This is a genomic window from Variovorax trehalosi (genome assembly GCF_051216415.1).
GTDB lineage: Bacteria > Pseudomonadota > Gammaproteobacteria > Burkholderiales > Burkholderiaceae_C > Variovorax.
The window spans coordinates 252237-267451 of record NZ_JBPJZG010000004.1; the positions used below are offsets into that span (position 1 = coordinate 252237).

The 15215-nt window shown below is 68.0% G+C and carries 11 protein-coding genes; 3 read left to right on the top strand and 8 right to left on the bottom strand.

Going from position 1 to position 15215, the window contains the following annotated elements; translation table 11 throughout:
* Positions 1-132: 132 nt before the first annotated feature.
* The 5 genes from ACSFA7_RS16840 to ACSFA7_RS16860 are packed head-to-tail and all read right to left on the bottom strand — an operon-like array spanning position 133 to position 5600.
* A complete protein-coding gene (locus ACSFA7_RS16840; protein ID WP_435500437.1) occupies positions 133-993 on the bottom strand; it encodes a class I fructose-bisphosphate aldolase in 861 nt (286 codons plus the stop codon).
* A gap of 41 nt (positions 994-1034) precedes the next feature.
* Positions 1035-2015, bottom strand: a complete 981-nt coding sequence (locus ACSFA7_RS16845) for an aldo/keto reductase (protein WP_435500438.1) — start codon at positions 2013-2015, stop codon at positions 1035-1037.
* Between the two features lie 8 nt (positions 2016-2023).
* Complete coding sequence (locus ACSFA7_RS16850; RefSeq protein ID WP_435500439.1) at positions 2024-3049, bottom strand: ABC transporter permease; 1026 nt, start codon at positions 3047-3049, stop codon at positions 2024-2026.
* Positions 3046-4557, bottom strand: a complete 1512-nt coding sequence (locus ACSFA7_RS16855; protein ID WP_435500440.1) for a sugar ABC transporter ATP-binding protein — start codon at positions 4555-4557, stop codon at positions 3046-3048. Before ACSFA7_RS16855 ends, ACSFA7_RS16850 begins: the two co-directional genes overlap by 4 nt.
* Positions 4554-5600 carry a substrate-binding domain-containing protein gene (locus ACSFA7_RS16860; protein ID WP_435500441.1) on the bottom strand — a complete coding sequence of 349 codons (1047 nt, stop codon included), beginning with the start codon at positions 5598-5600 and terminating at the stop codon, positions 4554-4556. Before ACSFA7_RS16860 ends, ACSFA7_RS16855 begins: the two co-directional genes overlap by 4 nt.
* A 179-nt stretch (positions 5601-5779) precedes the next feature.
* Here ACSFA7_RS16860 and ACSFA7_RS16865 point away from each other — a divergent pair, with 179 nt between their 5' ends.
* Genes ACSFA7_RS16865 through ACSFA7_RS16875 form a run of 3 tightly spaced genes read left to right on the top strand, consistent with a single transcriptional unit; the run spans position 5780 to position 9785 of the window.
* The gene (locus ACSFA7_RS16865) at positions 5780-7267 is read left to right on the top strand and encodes an FGGY family carbohydrate kinase (RefSeq protein WP_435500442.1); all 1488 of its coding nucleotides are present in this window, start codon (positions 5780-5782) and stop codon (positions 7265-7267) included.
* Positions 7264-9024, top strand: coding sequence for a glycerol-3-phosphate dehydrogenase/oxidase (locus ACSFA7_RS16870; protein WP_435500443.1), 1761 nt, complete (start codon positions 7264-7266; stop codon positions 9022-9024). Before ACSFA7_RS16865 ends, ACSFA7_RS16870 begins: the two co-directional genes overlap by 4 nt.
* A gap of 2 nt (positions 9025-9026) precedes the next feature.
* Positions 9027-9785, top strand: coding sequence for a GntR family transcriptional regulator (locus ACSFA7_RS16875; RefSeq protein WP_435500444.1), 759 nt, complete (start codon positions 9027-9029; stop codon positions 9783-9785).
* A 10-nt stretch (positions 9786-9795) separates the two neighbouring features.
* Here ACSFA7_RS16875 and ACSFA7_RS16880 read toward each other — a convergent pair whose 3' ends face one another.
* The 3 genes from ACSFA7_RS16880 to ACSFA7_RS16890 are packed head-to-tail and all read right to left on the bottom strand — an operon-like array spanning position 9796 to position 15202.
* Positions 9796-10686: a DMT family transporter gene (locus ACSFA7_RS16880; RefSeq protein ID WP_435500445.1), complete on the bottom strand. Its 891-nt coding sequence runs from the start codon at positions 10684-10686 to the stop codon at positions 9796-9798.
* Positions 10687-10696: 10 nt separating this feature from the next.
* Positions 10697-13804: an excinuclease ABC subunit UvrA gene (gene uvrA / locus ACSFA7_RS16885; RefSeq protein WP_435500446.1), complete on the bottom strand. Its 3108-nt coding sequence runs from the start codon at positions 13802-13804 to the stop codon at positions 10697-10699.
* Between the two features lie 18 nt (positions 13805-13822).
* Positions 13823-15202, bottom strand: a complete 1380-nt coding sequence (locus tag ACSFA7_RS16890) for a chloride channel protein (RefSeq protein WP_435500447.1) — start codon at positions 15200-15202, stop codon at positions 13823-13825.
* Between the last annotated feature and the right edge of the window lie 13 nt (positions 15203-15215).

Sequence of the window (15215 nt, forward strand, 5' to 3'; positions counted from 1 at the left end):
AGAAGTTCGCAGGGGGACCCACTGACTCGTTTCTTCTTCTCTGGCTCGACTTGCAAAGTGCGCGCGCAGCACGCACCCCGGCAGGCGACGGGTGATCGCCTGCCGTAAAAACCCTCTCCCTTGGCAGCGGCGTTACTTGCCTTGCTTCGTGCCGCCCGATTCGTAGATGTCCAAGGCCGCCTCGGCGCTCGCGCCGCGGTGGATCATGGCCATCAGCGCACTGACCACCGCGGACGGATTGCCGTGCTGGTAGACATTGCGTCCGTACACCATGCCGACCGCGCCCTGGTCCAGCAGCGTGCGCGAGCGCGCGAACACCTGCGGCAGGTCTTCGCGTCCGCCGCCGCGCACGAGCACGGGGCAGCGCGCGGCCTGCACCACGCGGTGAAAATCCTTGGGGTCGCTGGTCGGGTCGGCCTTGACGATGTCGGCGCCCATCTCGCGCGCGAGGCGCACCAGCGTCACGATCTTCTCGGCATCGCCGTCGACCATGTAGCGGCTGCCGGGCGTGGGCGACTGCATCACCAGCGGCTCGATCATCAGCGGCATGCCGTAGCGGTCGCAGTCGGCGCGCACGCGTGCGATGTTCTGCACGCACTGGCGGAACAGGTCGGGCTCGTTCGGCAGCATGAACAGGTTCACGACGACGCAGGCCGCGTCGCGCTGCACGGCCGGCAGCACCGGGTCGTGTTCGTTCTGCAGCTGGGCCCACATCACGCGGTGCAGCGTGGCGTTGTAGGGGTTGCCCATGTCGATGCGCATGACCAGCGCGGGCTTGTCGCGGCCCGGGCGGTCCTGCAGCAGGTCGGACTGGCCGTAGTTGAGTTGCAGCGCATCGGGCGCGGCAGCCACGAGCTTGTCGATGACCTGGGGCATGTCCTCCAGGCCGTCGAGGAACGAGGGCTCGTTGCAGACGCCGTGATCGAGGGCGATGTCCAGGCAACGGCCGTTGGTGAGCAGGCGGTTGAGCCGTGCTGTCTTGTCTTTCGACATGGGAAAGAACTCCTTGTTGGGGTCGGAAATGAAGAGGGGTCTCAGGCGAGCGCGGAGAGATGGCGCTTCGCCGCGGCGTCGATCAGGCGCAGGGCTTCGTCGCCCAGCTCCACCGCACCGGCACCGGCGTTCTCGATGGCTTGCTGGCGCACGCGCGCGCCGCAGAGCGCGACGGCCACGGTGCCGCGCGCGACGGTCCAGGCGATCATCATCTGGCCGAACGAGCAACCAAGCTTGGCGCGAATGGGCTCGAGCTCTTCGAAGAAGGCCTTGAGCGTCGCGCGATTGGCGGCGCTGAAGCGCGGGTTGCTCGCACGCTGGTCGTCGCCCTTGAACTCGCGCTCGGGGTCGATGGGGCCGGCGAGCAGGCCGAGCGCCAGCGACGAGTAGCCGAGCACCGCGACGTTGTGCTCGCTGCACAAGGGGGCGAGCGTTGCCTCGATCTCGCGGTCGAGCAGGCTGTAGCGCTCCTGCGCCGCATCGACCGGGCCGTAGCGCAGGTATTCGGCGAGCGTCTCGGGGCTCACGTTGCTCACGCCGATGGCGCGAATCTTTCCCTGCTTCTTCAAGTCGAGCAGCGCGTCCATGGTCTCGGCCACGGGCGTGGTGCTGTCCTGCCAGTGCGTGATGTAGAGGTCGATGTAGTCGGTCTGCAGGCGCTTGAGGCTCTCTTCGCACTCATGGAAGATCGATTCGCGCCCGAGGAAGCGGTACACCGGATGGCCGTCTTCTTCGAAGAAGTGCGTACCCTGTTGTGTGTGCCAGACGAGGCCGCACTTGGTGGCGATCACCGCTTCTTGCCGGCGCCCCTTGAGCGCGGTGCCGACGATGCTTTCGGAGCGGCCGAGGCCATAGGCCGGGGCGGTGTCGATCAGGTTCACACCCGCGTCGAGCGAGGCCTGGATGGCGATGACGGCGGCGGCGTTGTCGCCCCCGCCCCACATCCAGCCGCCCATGGCCCAGGTGCCCAGGCCGATGGCCGAGCATTCGATGCCCGAGGGGCCCAGCGTTGTCTTCTTCATTTCGCGGCTCATCTCGTCTTCTTTCTCGTGTTCATGATGTGGTCGATGGTCACGGCCGCGAGCAGGATCAGGCCCTTGATCACGTCCTGCCAGTAGGGCGATACGTCCAGCAGGATCAGCGAGCTGGTCACCACCGAGAGGAGGGCCAGGCCGAGCACCGCGCCCAGCACCGTGCCCGAGCCGCCCTTGAGGCTCGCGCCGCCGATCACCGCGGCAGCGATCACGTTCAGTTCCATGCCCATGCCGAAGGTCGGCGTGGCGGCGCCGAAGCGCGCCGTGTAGATCACGCCCGCAAGACCCGCCGAAGCGGAGCACAGCACCGTGACCCAGAACTTCACGCGGCCCACGCGAATGCCCGAATAGAGCGCCGCCTTCTCGTTGCTGCCCGTGTAGAACACGCGGCGCAGGAGCGTTGAGCGGCGCAGCACGAAGTCGCTCACCACCACGATCGCCAGGAAGATCAGGATGACCGCCGGCACACCGAAGAGCGTGCCCTGCCCGATGAACTTGAACTCTGCCGGCAGCGAGAACAGCGACTGCGGCGTGCCCTGCGTGAGCGCGAGGCACAGGCCCCGAACGATCACCATGAAGGCCAGCGAGGCGATGAAGTGGTTCAGGCCGATGCGCGTGACGCAGCCGCCGATCATGGCGCCGATGAGCCCGCACATGCCGATGGCCACCAGGCTCGCGAGCCATGGGTCCACGCCCATCAGGAAGAGCTTGCCCGTCACCACCATCGCAAAGCACACCACCGAGCCCACCGAGAGGTCAATGCCGCCGACGATCAAAAGGATCGTCATGCCCACCACCACGATGCCTTCGATGGAGAAGGACAACAGCATCGCGCGCACGTTGTCCCAGGTGAGGAAGTAGGGCGATGCAAAACTCATCGCGATGCACAGCACCGCAATGATCAGCAGCAGCCCTGCTTCGCGCATGCTCGTGAATTTGTTGGCGGGCTTCACGGGGTCGCCTCCTGACTGTCCAGATTGCCGTGGGGGAAGGCCCGCATCGAGTTGTGCCGGGTAGTTCATGCTATTTCCTGTTCGCAGAGTCCGGAAGCCAGCCGGAGCAGCGCCTCTTCCGTCATTTCGTTCGATTCCAGTTCGCCCGCGACCTGGCCGTCGCGGATCACCAGGGCCCGGTCGCAGAGGCCAATGATTTCGGGCAGCTCCGAAGAGATCACGATCACGCCCACGCCCTGGTTCGCGAGCTCGCGCAGGATGTGGTGGATCTCCGATTTCGCGCCCACGTCGACGCCGCGCGTGGGCTCGTCCATCAGCAGCACCGACGGGTTGGTGGCCAGCAGCTTGGCGATGGCCACCTTCTGCTGGTTGCCGCCCGAGAGGCTGGAGACTTCGATGGCGACGCCGTCGGATTTCAGGTTCAGCTTGGCGCCGAGCGTCTTCGCGAGCTTGTGCTCGGCGGAGCGCTGTAAGAGGCCCCAGGCCGAGCTCACGCGGCCGAGCGCCATCGACGACACGTTCTGCGCGATCGGCAAGTCGAGGAACACGCCAGCGGCCTTGCGGTCTTCGCTGAGATAAGCGATGCCTTCGCGCAGCGCGTCGCTGTACTTGCGGATGGTCAGCGCCTTGCCGGCGAGGCGCACCGTGCCGCGCTTGGCAACGCGCAGGCCGCAGATGGTTTCGGCGAGTTCGCTGCGGCCGGCACCCATGAGGCCCGCGATGCCGAGGATCTCGCCGCGCTTGAGCGCGAAGGAGACGCCGTGCACGCGCTCGCCATCGGCGATGTCGTTCACCTCGAGCACGGGCCCGGAGGAGTCGGCAACGGATTGCTTGGGCGGGTAGTAGTTGCCCAGGTCGCGCCCGACCATGCGGCGCACCAGTTCATCGGGCGTGAGCCCCGCCAACGGTCCGCAATGCACGTTGCGCCCATCGCGCAGCACGGTGACGCGGTCACCGTGCGTGAAGATCTCTGCCATGCGATGGCTGATGTAGATGATGCCGATGCCCTGCGCCTTCAGGTCGTGCAGCACGCGGAACAGCGCCGCCGACTCGTTGTCGGTCAGCGCGGCCGTGGGCTCATCGAGGATCAGCACCTTGCAGTCGAGCGTGAGCGCCTTGGCAATTTCCACCAGCTGCTGGCTGGAGATGCTGAGGTCGCCAACCGGCGTGGCGGGGTCGATGTCCTGCCCCAGCCGGCGCAGCACCTTGGCCGCGCGTTCGTTGAAGCTGGCGTAGTTCATCCACGCCGCTTTGCCGGCGTTGATCTCGGGCATGAAGATGTTTTCGGCGACGGTGGCGTCGGCGCACAGCGCGATTTCCTGGTGCACCAGGCCGATGCCCAGGCGCATCGCGTGCGCCGGTCCGTCGATCACGACCTTCTGGCCGTTCAGCAGGATCTCGCCCTCGTCGGGGCGGTGGATGCCGTCGATGATGTTCATCAACGTCGACTTCCCCGCGCCGTTCTCGCCGCACAGGGCGTGGATCTCGCCCGCGTGCAGCGAGAAGTCCACGCCCGAGAGCGCGCGCGAAGCGCCGAAGCGCTTGCTGATGCCGCGCAGTTCGAGCAAGGCGCTCACTCGCCGATTCCCTTGGTGCCACGGCGGGCGAGGTACTTGTCCCAGTAGAAGTCGTCGGCGTTGGCCTTGCTGACCACGGCCAAGCCGTTGTCCAGGAAAGGCACCGACATCGGGTTCGTGCCGTTGCGCTTGGCATCGTTCATCGGGTCGATGAGCGAGGGGTTCTTCGCCAGGAACAACATCATCATGCCCATGTAGCCCTGCATGCCCTGGTTCGGGTTGATGGCGCCGAACACGTCGCCGGACTTGATCATGTCCAGGATCTTGGCGTTCACGTCGCAGCACATCACCTTGATGTTCTTCTTGGTCTCGACCTTGGCCTGCGCCGCGCCGAGTGCCGAGTTGGCCTCGGGCATGAAGAGCGCGCCCAAGTTCGGGTTGGCTTGCGCCAGGCTCAGCACCGCCTGGTAGGCCTTGTTCGGGTCCTGGTTGCTGGCGGCGCGGCCGACCAGCTTCATGCCCGTGTGCTTGGTCTTCATGCGGTTCACGAAGGCGGCGATGCGGCGGTCGTGGTTGTCCTGGCCCGGGTTCTCCAGCACGGCGTATTCGCCCTTGCCGCCCAGCGACGCGGCAATCGCGTCGGCGGCTTGCGTGCCTTCGCGGTCGTTGTCGGAGGTGACGAACGAGGTGCGCTTCGAGTTCGGCGAATCGGCCGCGAAGGTGACGACCGGGATCCCCATCGCCGCCGCGCGGTTGATCGGCTCGATGAAGGGATCGGGGTTCATCGGGTGCAGCAGGATGCCCGCGGGCTTGCGCGCCAGCTCCTGCTCGAACGACGCGAGCTGCTTGTTCACGTCGTACTCGGGCGTGCCGGTGTAGCGCGTCTTCACGCCCAGCGTGCGGCCGAGCTGCTTCATCATTTCGTAGACCGGAAACCAGTACTCCACGCCGGAGACCATCACGTTCATCACGTAGACGTCGCTGGCATTGCCGCGCAGGCCCGTGCCTGCAGCAGGGGCAGCTGCTTGCTGTTGCGCGAACGCGCTCGCACCGGCCAGGCCGATACCGGCAGCGGCTGCGGACTTCAGGAAATTACGCCTCATTCTTTGTCTCCTCACGTTGACTGGCAGAGCTTGCGACCTGCTTTTCGAGCAGGTCTTTGGGACCTCAGTGTCACATCAGTTGTTATGACAGGCTAGAATGTAATCGCGGCCCGATTGGGTCGAGTACTAGGGGAAACGCTACTGGCGACGAGCTTTTTTTCCGCCGAAGCTGTTATGACATGATGCCAAACATACTGATCGGCGTGGACATGGGCTCGAGCAGCCTGAAGGCGCTCGCCCTCGAAGCTGGAAGCGGCCGCGCCGTTGCCCTGTCCCGCATGCCTTTGCCGCACGACCGGCTCGCCGGTGGCGGCTGCGAAGTGCGCGCCGCAGCCATCCGCGCCGCGCTCACCCACGTACTGCGCGACGTGGCTCACCAGCTCGGGCCGCGCGCGGCCGAGGTCCGCGCCATGGCCTGCACCGGCCACGGTGCCGGCCTCTACGCGCTCGATGCAAACAACGAATTGGTCGGCGGCCGCGCCGTCGCCTCCACCGACCAGCGCGCCGATGCCCGCGCGCGGACGCTGGCCAAAAGCCAGGGCGCGCGGCTCTTCGAAGACGTGGGCTGCGGTCCCTGGCCCGGCCAGCCGACGGTGATCGCCGCCGAACTGCTGGGCGCCGATGCCGTGCAGCGCGGCGAGCTGCGCCGCCTGCTGTTTGCGAAGGACTACCTCGGCTTCCTGCTCACCGGCGAGATCGCCACCGACGCGAGCGATGCGAGCACCGCCGGCCTGGTGTCGCTCGCCACCGGCGGCTGGTCACAGATCGCCTTCGATGCCTCGGGTCTCCTGGACCTGGGCGCACACAACTTCGGCCCGATCCTGCCGAGCGGCACCGTGCTCGGCAAGCTGCGCCCTTCCGAGGCGGCGCTGTGCGGCCTGCCCGCGGGCATTCCCGTCGCGATGGGCGCCATCGACCTGCTCGCCTCGATGACCGCCATCTGCGCCGAAGGCCGCGGCCGTGCGGTGCAGGTGTTCGGCACCTGGTGCGTGAACGCGGTCATCGGCCCGGTCATGGAACCCAAGCCCGCCGTCGCGTCCGTCGTGAATTTCGGTCGCACGCACGAGCGGCTCTACATGGAGAACAGCCCGTCCTCGATGGCCAACATCGCGTGGCTCGCCGGCGTGCTCGCGCTGCCCGATGCGCGCGCAGTCGTCGACCTCGCGATGACCGTGCCGCTCGGCGCCAACGGCCTGCGCTTCGCGCCCTTCATCAACGGCGGCGGTGGCGTGACGGCGGGCTTCGTCGGGTTGAAGAGCCACCACACCCGTGCCGACATGGCGCGCGCCGTGGTCGATGCCGTGGCGGCGCTGCATGTGCGCCAGACGGCGCGCCTGGCGGCCGGCGGCCTCGCGGTTTCCGCCTCGACCGTGCTGGGCGGCGGCGCGAGCGATGCGCGCCTCGTGCGCCTGCTCGCCTCGTTCCTGGGTCGCCCGGTCGAGCGCTGCGCCGACGACGAGACCGGCGCGCGTGGCGCCGCGCTCTACGCGGCCATGTCGCAGGGCCTGGACGACGCGGCCGAGGGCAGCGCCCTGCTCGCGCCGTGCGACCTCATCGAACCCGATGCACGGGACGCACGCGCCCATGCGGATTTCAACGCCGATTTCAACGAACTGATCGACAGCATGTCACCTGTATTCACCCACATCGCGGGCGGTGCGCAATGAGCGCATGGCAACTTCCTTTCGTGCGCCCGGCCTCGTTGGCTGACCGCCATTTCTCCACCGTGATCGTCGGCGCCGGCATCAACGGCGTCGGCGTGTTCCGCGATCTCTCGTTGCAGCGCGTGGACTGCCTCATCGTCGACAAGGGCGACTTCGGCGCCGGCGCCAGCAGCGCGCCCTCGCGCATGATCCACGGCGGCCTGCGCTACCTGGAGAACGGCAGCTTCTCGCTGGTGGCCGAGGCCACGCGCGAGCGCAACCTGCTGCTGCGCAACGCGCCGCACCTGGTGCGCCCGCTCAAGACCGTGGTGCCGCTTGCGAACTTCTTTGGCGGCCTCATGAGCAGCGCGCTCAAGTTCTTCGGCCGCACGCCGCCGCAGCGCACGCGCGGCCTGCTAGCGGTGGCGCTGGGCCTGCGGCTCTATGACATCCTCGGCCGCCGCCAGCGCGTGATGCCGGGGCACCGCATCAGCCGCGTGTCGACCAACGACCGGAGCCTGTTCCGCGCGGCGATCCGCTGGACCGCGACCTTCTTCGATGCGTGGATCAGCCATCCCGAATGGCTCATCCTCGAACTCATCGGCGATGCCTGCCGCGACCAGCCGCGCTCGGCCGCCGCGAACTACTGCCGCGTGATGGGCTGCGCGGGCAACATCCTCACGTTGCGCGACGAGCTCACCGGCGCGCTTGTGCGCGTGACGGCCGACACCGTGGTGAACGCCACCGGCGCATGGCTCGACCGCAGCGCGGCCGTGCTCGGCGGCGCCGGCCCGCGCGTGATGGGCACCAAGGGCTCGCACCTCGTGCTCGATCATCCCGCGCTGCGCGATGCGCTCGATGGGCGCATGGCGTATTTCGAGGCGGTCGACGGGCGCGTGTGCATCGTCTATCCGTTCCTCGACCGCGTGCTCGTGGGCTCCACCGACATCCCGGTCGAAGACCCGGACCAGATCGTCACCGAGCCCGCCGAGGTCGACTACCTCATCGACGTGCTGCGCGAGGTGTTCCCCAACATGGCCTTCGGCCGCGACCACGTGGTCTACACCTACGTCGGTGTGCGGCCGCTCGCGCGCTCCGATGCCGACAAGCCGGGCCAGATCTCGCGCGACCATTCGGTGGTGATCGATCCGCCGAACGCGACGCGCGACATCCCCATCGTCGGCCTCGTCGGCGGCAAGTGGACCACCTTCCGCTCGCTCGCCGAAGAGGCGACCACCGAAGTGCTGCAACTGCTGGGTCGCTCGCGCACCGCATCGACCGAGCTGCTGCCCATCGGCGGCGGCGCGGACCTGCCGGCCGATGCGGCCGCGACCGAGCGCTTCATCGAGAAGATGACGGCCTCGGGCATGGGCCGCACGCGCGCGCTGAACCTGCTCGCACGCTACGGCTCGAAGGCGCTGCCGCTCGCTCAGCGCCTCGCCGCCTCGGGCGACGTGCCGCTGCAACACGCGCCCGATTACTCGACCGCCGAGCTCTCATACCTGTGCCTGGAAACCGGCGTGGTGCATCTCGATGACCTCGTGATTCGCCGCACGCTGCTGGCCATTCGCGGCCTCGTCACCGATGCCGCGCTCGCTGAAATCTCGGGCATCGCGGCCGAGGCGCTGGGCTGGGACGCGGCGCGCGCGCACAAGGAACTGAGCGCCTGCGCCACCGCCCTGCGCGAACGCCACAACGTGCGCCTGCAAGCCGTGGCGCCCGACGTGGCACCTTCTTTCGATGCATCATTGATGGCCAGCTCCGCCCTCGGCCAGTCCTAAAAGTGAACAGTCCCAACGACATCTCGACCGTGCTCGACCGCAAATCCGAGTCCCCGCTGTGGGCCCAGTTCCGCGATGCGCTGCGCCTGCAGATCCTGCAGGGCGTGCTGCCCATCGGCGCCAAGCTGCCGTCCGAAGCGGAGCTGGGCGATCAGTTCGGCATCTCGCGCATCGTGGTGCGCGAAGCGCTGGCAGACCTGGTGCGCAACAACCTCATCTACAAGATCAAGGGCCGTGGCGCCTTCGTGTCGGCGCGCGAGCGCGACGAGGATTTCGTCTCGACCGTGCTCGGCTTCTCCGACGAGATGGAGCGCAAGGGCCGCTCGGTGCGCACGCAGATCCTCACGCAGGAATTGCGCGCGCCCACCGAGCAAGAGGCGGCGTCGCTGGGGCTCACCGAGCCCGACGCGCAGGTCGTTGCGCTCAAGCGTCTTCGCAGTGTCGACGGCGAGTTGCGCCTGCTGGTTGAGACGGTGGTGCCCGCGGACCTCGCGCCCGGGCTGCATCGCACGCGGCTCGACGACCGCTCGCTCTACGACGTGCTGCGCCGCCAATACGGCCTGCGCCTGGTGCGCGCCGAGCGCTGGATCGACGCGGTGCTGCCCGATGCGGCGACCTGTGAACTGCTCGACCTGCCGCATCCCGAGCCGCTGCTGCGCATCGAGTCGATTGCCTACGGCGCGAACGGCCGGCCGCTGGAGCACTACCGCGCGCTGCACCGCTGCAAGGAAAGCCGCCTGCACGTGCAGACGACGACCTGAGTTTTCTGCTTCAGGCCTTGACGGCGCTGCGCGAGGGCCAGAGCACGGAGGCGATCGCCACCATCATCAGCGCGACGGCGACCCAGTCCTGCCAGTGCACGACCTCGCCGAGCCACACCGCGCCGCTGAACACGCCGAGCACGGGGATGAACATCACGCTCAGGGTCGAGGCGATGGGTGGCAGGCCGCGCGCGAGATAGAACCATGCGGCGTGCGCGAAGCCGAAGATCAGCACTGCGTTGTAGAGGATTGCCCCCCAGGTCACGGAGCCCGGCCAGCGCCACTGGTCGCGCTCGAAAAGCAGCGAGAGCACGGTCATCACGACGGCCGTCATCGCCGTCATCCAGAACGAGAGCGTGAGCGTCGGCAGCCCGATGCGCGTGTGGCGCAGCAGTTGCGTGCCCAGCGCCCATGTCGCCGCGGCCACCAGAGCAAGCGCCACGTAGCCGGGCCGCCCCGCGAAGTCCGTGAGTTCGTGCCACAGCAACAACCCCACGCCGATGGCGCAGGCGCCGACGCCGAGCCACGCGCGCCGCGTGAGCACCGCGGCGAACAGCACCGCGCCGATCACCGCCGAGAACACCGGCATCGTGTACCCCAGGATCGCCGCGCGCCCGCCCGAGAGCGCCTTCACCGCAAGGATGATGCAGGCGTGCCAGACGAACATGTTGGTCGCGCCCAGCCACACCAGCTCGGGCCAGGCGCTGCGCGGCACGCGGAACGGCACCTTCATCCACACCAGCGCAAGGCCCAGCACCGGCAGGCCCAGCCAGATCGAGATCGCGCGGAAGGTGAGCGGCGGATAGTCGGCCACGCCGAGCTTCATCACCGGCCAGTTGAAACCCCAGGCGAGGGTCAGGAGGACGAGCAGGACGAACTGGCGCGGGGTGAAGGAGGGCATCTTGTGAGGCTTACAGCAAACGCTTCAGGTAACGCCCCGTGTGGCTCGCTTCGTTCGCCGCGATGTCCTCGGGCGTGCCTTCGCCCACCACCGTGCCGCCGCCGGCGCCGCCTTCGGGGCCCATGTCGATGAGCCAGTCGGCCGTCTTGATGACATCCAGGTTGTGCTCGATCACGACGATGGTGTTGCCCGCGTCGCGCAGCTGGTGCAGCACCTTCAGCAGCAACTCGATGTCGGCGAAGTGCAGGCCGGTCGTCGGCTCGTCCAGGATGTAGAGGGTGCGGCCCGTGTCGCGCTTGCTGAGTTCGAGCGCGAGCTTCACGCGCTGCGCCTCGCCGCCCGAGAGCGTGGTGGCCGACTGGCCGAGCTTGATGTACGAGAGGCCCACGTCCAGCAGCGTGCGCAGCTTGCGCTCGATGGTCGGCACGGCCTTCAGGAACTCGTGCGCGGTCTCGACCGTCATCTCCAGGATCTGCGCGATGTTCTTGCCCTTGTACTGGACCTCGAGCGTCTCGCGGTTGTAGCGCTGGCCGTGGCAGACCTCGCAGGGCACGTACACGTCGGGCAAAAAGTGCATCTCGACCTTCACCACGCCGTCGCCCTGGCAGGCCTCGCAGCGCCCGCCCGCCACGTTGAAGCTGAACCGGCCCGGGCCGTAGCCGCGCTCGCGCGCGGTGTTGGTCTCGGCCATCAGCTCGCGGATGGGTGTGAAGAGGCCCGTGTAGGTGGCCGGGTTGCTGCGCGGCGTGCGGCCGATGGGGCTCTGGTCGACGTTGATGACCTTGTCGAAGTACTCGATGCCCTCGACCGACTCGTGCGCGGCCGGTTCTTCATGTGCGCGGTACAGCGTGCGCGCTACGGCGGTGTAAAGCGTGTCGTTCACCAGCGTCGACTTGCCCGAGCCCGAGACGCCGGTCACGCAGGTCAGGAGGCCGACCGGGAAGGCCACGCTCACCTTCTTCAGGTTGTTGCCGGTGGCGCCGACCACGCGGATCTCCTGCAGGTCGGTCTGCGAAGCGATGTGCGCTGCTTCGCGCGCCGCGCGACGCTCGGCCGCGGGGCTCTGTGGAAAGCGCGAGGCTTTCTTGCCTTCGTTGAAAGCCGGCTTCTTCACGGCCGGCAGCCACGCGGTGCGGTGCTTCGGCACTTCGATCTTCTTCGTGCCCGAGAGGTACTGGCCGGTGAGCGAATCGGGGTTGGCCGACACCTCGGCATAGGTGCCCTGCGCCATCACGCGGCCGCCGTGCACGCCGGCACCGGGGCCCATGTCGATCACGTGGTCGGCGGCGTGGATCATGTCCTCGTCGTGCTCGACCACGATCACGCTGTTGCCGATGTCGCGCAGGTGCTTCAGCGTGCCGATGAGCCGGTCGTTGTCGCGCTGGTGCAGGCCGATGCTGGGCTCGTCGAGCACGTACATCACGCCCGTGAGGCCCGAGCCGATCTGCGAGGCCAGGCGAATGCGCTGCGCCTCGCCGCCCGAGAGCGTCTCGGCGCTGCGGTCCAGGCTCAGGTAGTTGAGGCCCACGTCGTTGAGGAATTTCAGGCGCAGGCCGATCTCGCGCACCACCTTGTCGGCGATGTCGGCCTTGGCGCCGCGCAGCTTGAGCGTCTGGAACCAGGCGAGCGAATCGCGCAGCGTGAGGTGGCTCAGCTCGAAGATCGCCATGCGCGGCGGCTCGCCGCCATCGGCCGGGCGTGCTGATTCATCCACCAGGAACACATTGCGCGCCTCGCGCCGAAGGCGCGAGCCGCCGCAGTCGGGGCACGGCTGCAGGTTGCGAAAGCGTGCGAGGTCCTCGCGCACCATCACCGAATCGGTCTCGCGGTAGCGCCGCGTCATGTTGGGAATGATTCCCTCGAAGGGATGCTTCTTCGTGAGCTTCTTGCCCGCGAAGTTGCCCGACTCCATGGTGTAGTTGAACTTGATCTCTTCGGCCGCCGAGCCGTTCAGCAGCACCTGCTGCACCGAGGCGGGCAGCGATTCGAAGGGTGCGTCGACGTCGAACTTGTAGTGCTTCGCGACGCTCTCGATCATGCTGAAGTAATAGCCGTTGCGGCGGTCCCAGCCCTTGATGGCGCCGCTGGCAATCGACAGCGACGGGAAGGCGACGACGCGCGCCGGGTCGAACACCTCGCGGTGGCCGAGGCCGTCGCAGCTCGGGCACGCGCCCACGGGCGAGTTGAACGAGAAGAGGCGCGGCTCCAGTTCCGAGAGCGAGTAATGGCAGATCGGGCAGGCGAACTTGGCGTTGAACAGGTGCTCCTTGTCGGCGACACCTTCGGCGCCCAGCTCCAGCGCAATCGCCCGGCCTTCGGCCAGGCGCAGCGCGGCCTCGAAGCTCTCGGCCAGGCGCTGCTGCATGTCGGGGCGCGCGCGCAGGCGGTCGATGACCACGTCGATGTCGTGCTTCTCGGTCTTCTTGAGCTTGGGGAGATCGTTGTATTCGTAGGTCTGGCCGTCGACCCGAAAGCGTACGTAGCCCGCAGCCTGCATCTCGGCGAAGAGTTCGAGGAATTCGCCTTTTTTCTCGCGCGCCACGGGCGCGAGGATCATCAGGCGCGGCTCGTCGGGAATGGCCAGTGTCGCATCGACCATCTGCGAGACCGTCTGCGCCTGCAGCGGCAGGTGGTGGTCGGGGCAGTAGGGCGTGCCGGCGCGCGCGTACAGCAGGCGCAGGTAGTCGTGGATCTCGGTCACCGTGCCCACGGTGGAGCGCGGGTTGTGGCTGGTGGCCTTCTGCTCGATGCTGATCGCGGGCGACAGGCCCTCGATCACGTCCACATCGGGCTTGTCCATGAGCTGCAGGAACTGCCGCGCATAGGCCGAGAGGCTCTCGACGTAGCGCCGCTGCCCTTCGGCATACAGGGTGTCGAAGGCCAGGCTCGACTTGCCCGAGCCCGACAGGCCGGTGATCACCACCAGCTTGTTGCGCGGAATGTCGAGATCGACGTTCTTCAGGTTGTGGGTGCGCGCACCGCGGATGCTGATGCGCTGCTGCGCCAGCACCGCGCCGAGGTAGGTGTCGCGTTCGATTTCCGCGTCGCGTGCGCGCTCCGCGGAGTCTTCAGTGGCTTTGGAATTCAAGGGGGCGATCGTCCGAGGGCAACCGGACATGATAGACCGCCGGCGATTTCATGGCGAGCGGGCGGGTTCCGGCGGTTCGGGCGTGGGGGCTTCCGGCGGCGGATGCACGGGTTCCGAGCTGCCGATCGCCTTGCCCACCATGTACTCGGCCAGCGTGTCGTACAGCGGCCGGCTGATCATCCGCGAGACCAGGCTGGCCAGCATGGCCGCGGCCATCAGGCTGAGCACCATCGAATGGCCGTCGACCATCTCCATCACGATGATGAATGCGGTGAGCGGGGCCTGGGTCACCGCGGCCAGGAAGCCGGCCATGCCCATGGCGATGAGCGCCGGTCCCAGGTCGCTGCTGGCCAGCCGGGCCACCGCGTCGCCGATGCCCGCGCCGATCGACAGCGAAGGCGCGAAGATGCCGCCCGGCACGCCGCACCAGGCCGTGAGCCAGGTGGCGATGAATTTCAGCACCGTGTAGAGCGGCGTCAGTTCGTCGTGGCCCTGCAGCATCTGCTTGACCGCCTCCGAACCCGCGCCGAAGGTGACGCCGCCCGTCGCCAGCCCGATGACCGCCACCGCCAGCCCGCCGCAGGCCGCGAAGCGCACCGGAAAGCGCGCCCGCCAGCGGTTGAAGCGCCCCGGCGCCCCGGTCAGCGAAGCGGTCAGGAGCCGTGCAAACAATCCGCCGGCCGCGCCGCTCAAGAGGGTGACCAGCAGGCCGGGCCCGAGCGCGTCCCAGCCCAGGCGTGGCACGCGGATCACGCCGAAGTAGCTGGTATTGCCGAAGGCCGACACCGCCACCAGGCCCGCCAGCACGATGGCCGTGATGATCAGGCCGCTGGAGCGCGCCTCCAGCCGCCCCGACAGCTCCTCGATGGCGAACACCACGCCCGCGAGCGGCGCGTTGAAGGCCGCCGCGATGCCGGCCGCCCCGCCGGCCACCAGCAGCGCGCGCCCGTCGATGGCGGTGTTGGGGGAGAGCCAGCGCCGCGCGTGCTGCATCACGCCGGCCGCGACCTGCACTGAAGGCCCCTCGCGTCCGATCGACAGGCCCGCCGCGAAGCCGGCCACGCCCAGGCCGATCTTGGCGACCGTGAGCCGGAGCGACGCGAAGACGAAGCGCCGTTCTTCGGGCAGCGCCGGGTGCAGTGCTGCCTTGATCTGCGGAATGCCCGAGCCGCCCGCGCCGGGAAAGAACCGCAGCGTGGCCCAGACGACGCCCGCGGTGATGAGCGGCGTCGTCAGCAGCACGGCCCAGGGCCAGGTGCGGTAGAAGGCGTGGAACTGGCCGAAGACCCAGTCGCTCGCGAAGGTGAAGCCCACCACGAAGAGCCCGGCCGCAATGGCGTAGCCCAACACGATGGCCCGGTCGAGCCAGACGCGGCCGCCGCGCAGCTCGGCGCGCAGATGCTCGAAAAAGTCGGGTTCTCGGTTCATCGGTGCGGTCCAT